Raw genomic sequence first — 9581 nt, forward strand, 5'->3', positions numbered from 1 at the left:
GCGGGCGTCGCCGACGGCTGCGGCGCGGTCGGTGCGGCGGCGGGCGTGGCCGGCGCGGCGGCCTGCGGCGCGGGAGCCGGCTCGGGCGCATCGCGGGCCGGATCGGGGGTGCGCTCGCACGCGGCAAGCACGACGGCAGCGAGAAGCAGCACGGCAGGGCGCATCGACATTTCTCCGGTGAAGGGCCGGTGGCATTGCCGTCCGTCGTCGCGCGGCGGCCGAACCGGCGGGGCTGCGATTCTAGTCACAGCACGCGCGTTTGCTGAATGCACACGCTGATGACACCGTCTACACGCAGGGCTAACCTGCCCGCACCCCCATGCCGTACATCGCCATGTCGCGCAGTCGCTGGTTGCTGTCGTTGTCGTTCGCTCTGGTTCTGGCCCAGCCGTTCGCCGCGGAGGCGCAATCGCGCCGCGACCAGGCCGCCACCGCCGCGCTCGAGGCGCGCCTGCACGCGGCCGAGGCCAAGTACCGCGATGCGCTGGTGAAGGCGCGCAATGCCGATCCCGAAGCGCAGGCGCTGGCGGATCAGGCGCTGGAGGACATCGAGGACGTGATCGCCGCCTGCGCGAAGCAGCGCGGCTGCTCGCTCGGCACCATGCTCGCCGGCTACAAGCGCCTGCTGAAGCTCAATCTCGACGCCGAGGCGGCGGGCGACGTCGAGCAGATCGACGATGCCGGCGCCGACGCGTTCGCCGCCGACGTGCCGGAAGCGGCGCGCGCGGCCGCGCTGCTCAGCGCCGACGGCCAGCGCTTCGTGAAGATGGTGCAGTTCAATCCGGCGGTGCAGGCGGGCATCCGCCGCTGGCTCACCGACATGCGCGGCTCGCTGATCCAGAGCTACGAGAACTACCAGTACATGCGCCACCTGATGTGGCCGCAGTTCGAGCGCGGCGGCCTGCCGGAGGCGCTGCTGTTCGGCATCATGGCCAAGGAGTCCAACGGCCGCGTGCATTCGACCTCGCGCGCCGGCGCGGCCGGGCCGCTGCAGTTCATGTACGCCACCGGCAAGCGGTTCGGCCTGGGCGACGACGGCACCGGCTTCGACACCCGCTACGATCCGCGCGCCTCGGCCGAGGCCGCCGCCGCCTATCTCAACGAGCGGCTGGGCCAGCTCAACAACAGCATCGAGCTGTCGCTCGCCGCGTACAACGGCGGCGAGGGCCGCGCCCTGCGCATCGCCCAGGCCAATCCCGGCCGCAATTTCTGGGACGAGGCCGTCTACAGCCAGTTCCCGGCGGAAACGCGCGACTACGTGCCGATGGTGATCGCCGCCGCCTGGCTGTACCTGCATCCGAAGGAGTACGGCCTGACCTTCCCGAAGGTGGATCCGCGGCCGGCGGCGCTGAAGCTCGCCCGCGCCAGCTCGATCTACGAGCTGACCATCTGCCTCGGCAACGGCGGCACGCGCGAGGGCTTCATGCGCGCGCTGCGCAACCTCAATCCGCGCTACCAGGCCGACAGTCCGCTGCCTGCGGGCACGGTGCTCAACGCGACCACCCGCATGGTCGGGCTGTACAACCGGCACTGCGTGGACGGCCCGCGCGCCGAGCTGGCGCGGCAACTCATCGCCAGCGATCCGGCCCGCGCGATCGTGCGCACCGGCCCGGTGGAAACCGTGCGGCCGGACGAGGCGGCCGTTCCCGCGCCGGCACAGCCGCAAGCGGCGCCCGAGCCGAAGCGCAAGCGCGGGGCGCGCCAGCACAAGGTGGAACGCGGCGACACGCTGATCGGCATCGCCAGGCGATTCCAGTGCGACGCCGACGACCTCGCGCGCGCCAACGACCTGAAAGCGCCGCGCTACGCGCTGCGCCCCGGCCAGAAGCTGCGCCTGGAAGGCTGCCGGGGCTGAAGGCCTCCCGACTCAGCGGCCGGTCGGCACGCAGCGCGCCTTCGGATCCTCATCGTCGCCGGGACGCGCCACCGCGGCAGCGCCCGGCCGCGCCGGGTCGTCCTGCTTCGGGCCGATCGTCTGTGCGCCGCGGCGGGCGGCGAGCGCCGCGCGCGGATCGTCCTGCTTGGGGCCGATCGCAAGCACGCCGGTGCCGCCGGCGGCTTTCGGATCCTCGTCGTCGCCCGGACGGGCGGTGGCGCCGCTGGACGGATCGTCCTGCTTGGGGCCGATCGCGAGGCTGCCCTCGCACCCGCCTCCGGGACCGATGCCGTCCTCGCCGACCAGCCCCTGCGGCGCGCGCGGATCGTCCTGCTTCGGCCCGATCGCCTCGCGCCCGCCCTGCACGACGATGCCCTGCGGCGCACGCGGGTCGTCCTGCTTGGGGCCGATCGCTTCGCGTCCGCCCTGCACGACGATGCCCTGCGGCGCACGCGGGTCTTCCTGCTTGGGGCCGATCGCTTCGCGTCCGCCCTGCACGACGATCCCCTGCGGCGCACGCGGGTCGTCCTGCTTGGGGCCGATCGCTTCGCGTCCGCCCTGCACGATGATCCCCTGCGGCGCGCGCGGGTCGTCCTGCTTGGGACCGATCGCTTCGGCGCCCGGGCGGCCGCCGGGCGAGGGCTGCGCCACCGGCGCCGCCTTCAGTCGCGGAGTGGCGACCTGCGCGCCGGCGGTGGAGGCGAGCAGGCAGGCGGAAAGCAGCAGGATCGAGCGACGCATGGCGGTTCCCTGTCGGAGTGACGAGGGCCCGATCCTACGCGTGAAGCGGACGGCGGCGGCCCCGCTCATCGGGCGGCGCCTTCACGGCCGTCGTGGATCAACGCAATGGGGCGCGCGGTTTCCCCGCAAGCAGGCGACGTCGCCGGCGCACCCGCACGACCGACCGATCCGCGTTCATCCGTGTCGATCCGTGGCAACGCCCAAGGCCACGGGGCGGGTCGCGCAGTCAGCGACGCAGCGTCGCCAGCCGCTGCCCCAGCCGCACCGGCGCTTCGGCGCCGAGCCCGGCGGCGAGCTCGGCCACGCCCGCCGGCAGCAGCACGATCACGGTCGAGCCGTAATTGAAGCGCGCCATCTCCTCGAACCGCGCCAGCACCACCCCGCGGCCGCGGTAGTCCTTGCGGTGGATGGCGTGCCCGTACGGCGGGATCTCGACGCCGCCCCACACCGTCTGTACGCCCGAGACCAGCAGCGCGCCGACCATCACCACCGCCATCGGCCCGAAGTCGGTGTCGAAATGGCACACCAGCCGCTCGTTGCGCGCGAACAGGCGCGGCACGCGGCGCACCGCGTCGGGACCGACGCTGAACAGCCGTCCGGGCACGTGCACCGTCTCGCGCAGCGTGCCGGTCCACGGCATGTGCACGCGATGGTAGTCGCGCGGCGACAGGTACACGGTGGCGAACGCGCCCTGCGCGAACGGCGCGGCGGCGGCTTCGTCGCCCAGCAGTTCGGCGGCGGTGAACGACTGCCCCTTCGCCTGGAAGATGCGGCCGTCCTCGATCGGTCCGCACTGGCTGATGTGGCCGTCGGCCGGCATCAGCAGCGCGTCGGGATCGGGATCGGGCACGCGCGCGCCGGGCTTCAGCGCGCGGGTGAAGAAATGGTTGAAGCTGGCATAGGCCTTGGGGTCCGGCTGCGCCGCCTCGCTCATGTCCACGCCGAACTGGCGGATGACGGCATCGATCAGCCACTGCTTCAGCCACGGCCGTTCGGAGTACGCCAGCGCACGCGCGGCGGATGAAAGCAGGCGATGCGGCAGCGCGTAGGTGAGGGGGGTGATCAGGCCCATGCGGTCGGTCGTGAGCGGAAGGGGCAGGCTGCCGCGCTCAGGGCGAGGCCTGCGTCAATGCGGCGAGGTCGGCGGCGATCGCGGCGGGCGCGAACGGCGGGCGGATCAGCCCGGCCCAGCGGCCCTGCGGATCGAGCACGGCGAGCGTCGCGCTGTGGTCCATCGTGTACTGCGAGGCATCCGCGCCGGCCGGTGCCGGCACCTTGGCGAACACCATGCCGACCGATTTGGCGAAGTTCTCCAGCGCGGGCACGTCGGCGGTCGCCGCCAGCGTGTCGCGGTGGAAGGCGTGCGCGTATTCGCCGATGCGGTCGGGCGTGTCGCGCTCGGGGTCCACCGAGACGAACAGCACGCGCGGCCGCACCGGTTCGGGCAGCGCCTCCCAGCGCTTCTGCGCCTGCGCCAGTTCCGCCAGCGTGGTCGGGCACACGTCCGGGCAGTGGGTGAAGCCCAGGAAGACCAGCGTCCAGTGGCCTTTGAGCTCGCCGGGCACCAGCGCCGTGCCGTCCGATTGCCGCAGCGAGAACGCCGGCAGTTCGCGCGGCGGCGAGAACAGCCGCACCGCCTGCAGCGGCGGCTGCGGCGTGGCCGCGCGCTGCTCGAACACGTGCCGGGCCGCGAGCAGGCCGAGCCCCGCGGCGAGCGCGGCGATCAGGATGTAGAGCGTGGTGCGGTTGAACATCGGCGGGCCTCGTGCGGCGGCGCAGCCGGGCATGATAGCCGCTGGCGGCCGCTATACTGGCCGGCCTTCCGCGACAGCCGCTTCCATGTCCGCTTCCGACCTCGCCGCGGTGGCCTTCCAGCCGACCACCATCGTCGACCTGATCCGCTACGGCGCCAGCCGCTTCAACGCCGCCGGGCTCACGTTCGGCCACAGCTACGACAACGCGATGGACGAGGCGACGCAACTGGTGCTGCACGCGCTGCATCTGCCGCACGACCTCAACCCGGTGTACGGCGCGGCGAAGGTGACGGCGGACGAGCAGGCGCGCGTGCTGGAGCTGTTCCGCCGCCGCATCGAGGAGCGCGTGCCGGCCGCGTACCTGATCGGCGAGGCGTGGTTCGCCGGGCTCAGCTTCAAGAGCGACCGCCGCGCGCTGGTGCCGCGTTCGCCGATCGCCGAGCTGATCCTGCAGGGGTTCCAGCCCTGGCTGGGCGAGCGCTTCGTGCAGCGCGCGCTCGACCTGTGCACCGGCTCCGGCTGCATCGCGATCGCGATGGCGCACTACCATCCGAACTGGGAGGTGATCGGCGCCGACATCGACGACGACGCGCTCGCGCTCGCGGCGGAAAACAGGGAGCGCCTGCAGGCACACAACGTCGAGTTCCGCAGGTCGGACTTGTTCGCAGGCCTCGACGGCGAGGTGTTCGACCTGATCGTCACCAATCCGCCGTACGTCACCCACGCCGAAACCGACGCGCTGCCGCGTGAGTACTCGTACGAACCCGACCGCGGCCTGCGCGCCGGCGACGATGGTCTCGACTTTGCGCTGAAGATCATGCGCGACGCGCCGCAGCACCTGAGCGAGGACGGCCTGCTGATCTGCGAGGTCGGCGAAGCCGAGCGCGCGCTCGCCGCGCTGCTGCCCGAGGTGCCGCTGGCCTGGGTCGAGTTCAAGGTCGGCCAGATGGGCGTGTTCGTGATCGACCGCGACGCGCTGGTGGCCCATCACGACCGCATCCGCGAGCTGGCGGACGCGCGGGGGTGATCGCCGGCCCGCGGAGCTTGACCTGATCCGCGTCCATCCGCGCAAATCGTGGCCCACCCGGAGCCGGCCCCATGTCCAGCAACACGTTCGGCAAGCTGTTCGCGGTCACCACTTTCGGCGAGAGCCACGGCCCGGCGATCGGCTGCGTGATCGACGGCTGCCCGCCGGGCATCCCGATCGCGCCGGAGGATTTCACGCACGATCTCGCCCGTCGCGCCACCGGCCGCACGCGCCACACCTCGCAGCGGCGCGAGGCCGACGAGGTCGAGATCCTCAGCGGCGTCCACGAAGGCCGCACCACCGGCACGCCGATCGCGCTGCTGGTCCGCAACACCGACGCGCGCAGCAAGGACTACGACGCGATCGCGCGTCAGTTCCGTCCGGGCCACGCCGACTACACCTACTGGCAGAAGTACGGCATCCGCGACCCGCGCGGCGGCGGGCGCAGTTCGGCGCGCGAGACGACCATGCGCGTGGCGGCGGCGGTGATCGCGAAGAAGTGGCTGGCCGGGCGCGGGGTCGTCGTGCGCGGGCATCTGGCCCAGATCGGCGAGGTGCTGCCGCACGGGTTCGACGCGCGCACGGTCGATTGGCAGGCGGTCGAGAGCAACCCGTTCTTCTGGCCCGTGACCGGGCAGGTGCCCGAGCTCGAGGCGTACATGGACGCGCTGCGCAAGTCCGGCGATTCGGTCGGCGCGCGCGTGCGCGTGGTCGCCGAGGGCGTGCCGCCGGGCTGGGGCGAGCCGGTCTACGGCAAGCTCGACGCGGAACTGGCCAGCGCGCTGATGTCGATCAACGCGACCAAGGGGGTGGAGATCGGCGCCGGCTTCGCGGCAGTCGCGCAGAAGGGCACCGAGCACCGCGACGAGATCACGCCCGACGGGTTCCTGGGCAACCACGCCGGCGGCATCCTCGGCGGCATCAGCACCGGCCAGGCGATCGAGTGCGGCGTCGCCTTCAAGCCGACCTCCAGCCTGCGCCTGCCCGGGCGCACCGTGGACCTCGATGGCAATCCGGTCGAAGTGGTCACCACCGGCCGCCACGACCCCTGCGTCGGCATCCGCGCGGTGCCGATCTGCGAGGCGATGGTGGCGCTGGTGCTGATCGACCAGGCCCTGCGCCACCGCGCCCAGTGCGGCGACGTCGGCCCGGTCCACCCGCGCATCCCGGGTTGACCGCAGGCGTCGCCCACCCGGTTGCGCCGCGAACCTCGTGCAGGAGCAACTGTCTTGTGGCCTAGGCAACCCTAGGCGCTTCGCGGCACGGCTGAAACCGCGCTGAGGGGCGGCTTGAGCCACGATCGCGGGCTCGCGGCTCTTGCGGTCGCGGCGGAAGCCGTCCTGCAGCGATGCGCGTTCATCCGTGCGAATCCCTGGCCGATCGCAGGCGCTGGAACGCTGCCTCCCTGCTGCGGACGCTGCCGGCGCGCGTCCGTCGCGGCACAATGCGCGCTTCCTTCCCCGCAGGTTCCCCATGAGCAAGCAGGTCACCGTGGCCGTGGTCGGCGCCACCGGCGCCGTCGGCGAGGCGATGTTGAAGATCCTGGCCGAGCGCCAGTTCCCGATCGGCAAGCTGCACGTGCTGGCGAGCGAGCGCTCGGCCGGCGAGAGGATCGAGTACGGCGCCCGCAAACTCGTGGTCGAGGATCTGGCGACGTTCGACCCGGCCGGCGTCGACATCGCGCTGTTCTCCGCGGGCGGCTCGGTGTCGAAGGAGTACGCGCCGAAGTTCGCCGCCGCCGGCGCGGTGGTGATCGACAACTCCTCCGCGTTCCGCTACGACGCCGACGTGCCGCTGGTGGTGGCCGAGGTCAATCCGGAGCAGGTCCGCCACCGCCCGCGCGGCATCATCGCCAATCCGAACTGCTCGACCATGCAGATGCTGGTGGCGCTGGCGCCGATCCACCGCAAGGCCGGCATCGAGCGGATCAACGTCGCGACCTACCAGTCGGTGTCCGGCGCCGGCCGCTCGGCGCTGGAGGAGCTGGGCCGGCAGACCGCCGCGCTGCTCAACTTCCAGCCGGCCGATCCGCAGCGCTTCCCGGTGCAGATCGCGTTCAACCTGATCCCGCACATCGACGAGTTCCAGGACAACGGCTACACCAAGGAAGAGATGAAGCTGGTGTGGGAGACGCGCAAGATCCTCGGCGACGATTCGATCCAGGTGAACCCGACCGCGGTGCGGGTGCCGGTGTTCTTCGGCCACTCCGAGGCGGTCAACATCGAAACCCGCGAAAAGATCATCGCCGACGAGGTGCGCGCGCTGCTGCGCGAGGCGCCGGGCGTGGAGGTGGTCGACGAACGCAGGCCCGGCGGTTATCCGACGCCGGTCACCCACGCCTCCGGCCGCGATCCGGTGTACGTCGGCCGCATCCGCGACGACCTCTCGCATCCGCGCGCGGTCAATCTGTGGATCGTCGCCGACAACATCCGCAAGGGCGCGGCGCTGAACGCGGTGCAGCTCGCCGAGCTGGTGCTGCGCGAGCGGTGAGCCCGCGGCAGCGGGCAGCGTGACGTCGGTGGGGCCCGCCTGCTCAGGGACGGGCACGCGGGCTGGCCGGAACGTCCGGCAGCGGCCAGCGCTGCCGGACCCGCCCGTCGCCGCGCCGGCTCCGCGGGCGCGCGCGTCCACGCATTCCCGGCCGATGCCGCCGCCTGCTAGAGTCCCGCCGAAGGGGATTCTCCGGATCGAGGCGCGATGAGCGTTGCTTTCACCGCACGACGCAGGGTTCGCACCGCACTCGCGGTCGCGCTCGCGCTCGCCAGCGGCTCCGCGTGGGCGCTGGGGCTGGGCCAGATCGAGGTGAAGTCCCGCCCGGGCGAGCCGCTGGTGGCGGAAATCCCCGTGGTGTCGGACGATCCGGCGGAACTCGCGCAGTTGCAGGCGCGCCTCGCCTCGCCCGAAACGTTCGCGCGCGTGGGGCTGGAGCCGCCGCAGGGGCTCGTCTCCGATCTGCAGTTCACGATCGCGCGCGATGCCGCCGGGCGTGCGGTGATCCGGGTGACCAGCCCGCAGCCGGTGACGCAGCCGGCGCTGACGTTCCTCATCGAGGTCGACTGGGGCGAGGGCCGCCTGGTGCGCGAGTACTCGGCGCTGGTCGACCGCCCGCAGGCGGTCGAGGCGCCGGCGCAGCCGGCGGTGGCCGCGCCGGTGACCGGCGACCCGGGCGTGGTCGAGGCTCCGGTCGCTTCCGCGACGCCCGAACCGACGCCCACCCCCGAACCCGCCGCGCAACCGGCGGAGCAGCCCGCCGAACAGCCCGCCGAACGGCCCGCCGAACGGCCCGCGCAGCAGCCGGCGGCGCAGCCCCCGGCCGCTCCGCAGGCGGCCGCTGCCGCCGCAGCGGGCACGGCGGACGGTGAGTACGGGCCGGTGCAGGCGGGCGAAACGCTGTCGCGGATCGCCGCGCGGCTGGGGGAGGGCGCTTCGCTCGATCAGACGATGGTCGCGCTGCTGCGCGCCAACCCGGATGCCTTCATCGACGGCAACGTCAATTTCCTGCGCCGCGGGGTCGTCCTGCGCATCCCGGCGGCGGAGGAACGCGCGGCGATCGACGCCGCCGAGGCCACCGCGCTGGTGCGCTCGCAGATCCAGCAGTGGCGCGCCAGCCGGCGCGCGCTGCCGCAGCCGGAAGCGCCGGCCACAGCGGCCGCCCGGCCGGCGGCCTCCCAGACGACATCGACGGCAGGGGCGGGCAGCCCGGGCGCGCGGCTGGAGATCGTGCCGCCGCAGTCCGAGCGCGCCGCCCGGCCGGGTACCCAGTCCGGCATCACCGCCGGTGGCGAGGGCGACATGCTGCGACAGGACATGCAGACCCAGGAAACCTTGGCCGCCCGCGAGGCGGAGCTGGCGGAACTGAAGAGCCGCGTCGAGGAGCTCGAACAGTTGCAGAAGAAACAGCAGCAACTGATCGCGCTCAAGGACAGCGAGCTGGCCGCGGCGCAGCAGAAACTCGCCCAGGCGCAGACGCCGCCCGCCGGCGGATCGGCGCTGCCGTGGCTGCTCGGCGGCCTGGCCCTGCTGGTCGGGCTGGGCGGCGGCTGGGCGCTGTCGCGCCGGACCCCGCGCAAGGCGCGGTTCCGCGCGCCCTCGGACACGCCGTCGCCGCTCGCGGCGGCGTTCCCGCCGGCGCCGGGGGCGGCATCGGCCGACGACGCGCACGAGCCCGTGGAGGCCACCGCGC

General features: G+C 72.9%; 8 protein-coding genes. 5 read left to right on the plus strand and 3 right to left on the minus strand.

The window, feature by feature from the left end:
* Positions 1-319 precede the first annotated feature (319 nt).
* Positions 320-1855, plus strand: a complete 1536-nt coding sequence (locus FQY64_RS14140; protein ID WP_146475311.1) for a transglycosylase SLT domain-containing protein — start codon at positions 320-322, stop codon at positions 1853-1855.
* A gap of 12 nt (positions 1856-1867) precedes the next feature.
* On the opposite strand, the gene FQY64_RS14145 is transcribed toward FQY64_RS14140, so the two are convergent.
* The 3 genes from FQY64_RS14145 to FQY64_RS14155 form a co-directional block, all read right to left on the minus strand.
* Positions 1868-2617, minus strand: a complete 750-nt coding sequence (locus tag FQY64_RS14145) for a hypothetical protein (RefSeq protein ID WP_146475313.1) — start codon at positions 2615-2617, stop codon at positions 1868-1870.
* A 226-nt stretch (positions 2618-2843) separates the two neighbouring features.
* Complete coding sequence (gene asd, locus FQY64_RS14150; protein ID WP_146475315.1) at positions 2844-3689, minus strand: archaetidylserine decarboxylase; 846 nt, start codon at positions 3687-3689, stop codon at positions 2844-2846.
* Between the two features lie 37 nt (positions 3690-3726).
* On the minus strand, positions 3727-4371 hold the full coding sequence (locus FQY64_RS14155; RefSeq protein WP_146475317.1) for an SCO family protein: 645 nt from the start codon (positions 4369-4371) through the stop codon (positions 3727-3729).
* An 85-nt stretch (positions 4372-4456) separates the two neighbouring features.
* Here FQY64_RS14155 and prmB point away from each other — a divergent pair, with 85 nt between their 5' ends.
* From prmB to FQY64_RS14175, 4 genes are all read left to right on the plus strand, one after another.
* Entirely contained in the window at positions 4457-5398 is a 942-nt protein-coding gene (prmB, locus tag FQY64_RS14160) for a 50S ribosomal protein L3 N(5)-glutamine methyltransferase (protein ID WP_146475319.1), read from the plus strand.
* A 71-nt stretch (positions 5399-5469) separates the two neighbouring features.
* The gene (gene aroC / locus FQY64_RS14165) at positions 5470-6573 is read left to right on the plus strand and encodes a chorismate synthase (protein WP_146475321.1); all 1104 of its coding nucleotides are present in this window, start codon (positions 5470-5472) and stop codon (positions 6571-6573) included.
* Positions 6574-6871: 298 nt separating this feature from the next.
* Positions 6872-7888 carry an aspartate-semialdehyde dehydrogenase gene (locus FQY64_RS14170; protein ID WP_146475323.1) on the plus strand — a complete coding sequence of 339 codons (1017 nt, stop codon included), beginning with the start codon at positions 6872-6874 and terminating at the stop codon, positions 7886-7888.
* A 207-nt stretch (positions 7889-8095) separates the two neighbouring features.
* On the plus strand, positions 8096-9581 hold a 1486-nt coding region (locus FQY64_RS14175), incomplete at its 3' end, for a type IV pilus assembly protein FimV (RefSeq protein ID WP_146475325.1).

It is taken from the genome of Vulcaniibacterium thermophilum (genome assembly GCF_007923255.1).
Classification (GTDB): domain Bacteria; phylum Pseudomonadota; class Gammaproteobacteria; order Xanthomonadales; family Xanthomonadaceae; genus Lysobacter_F; species Lysobacter_F thermophilum.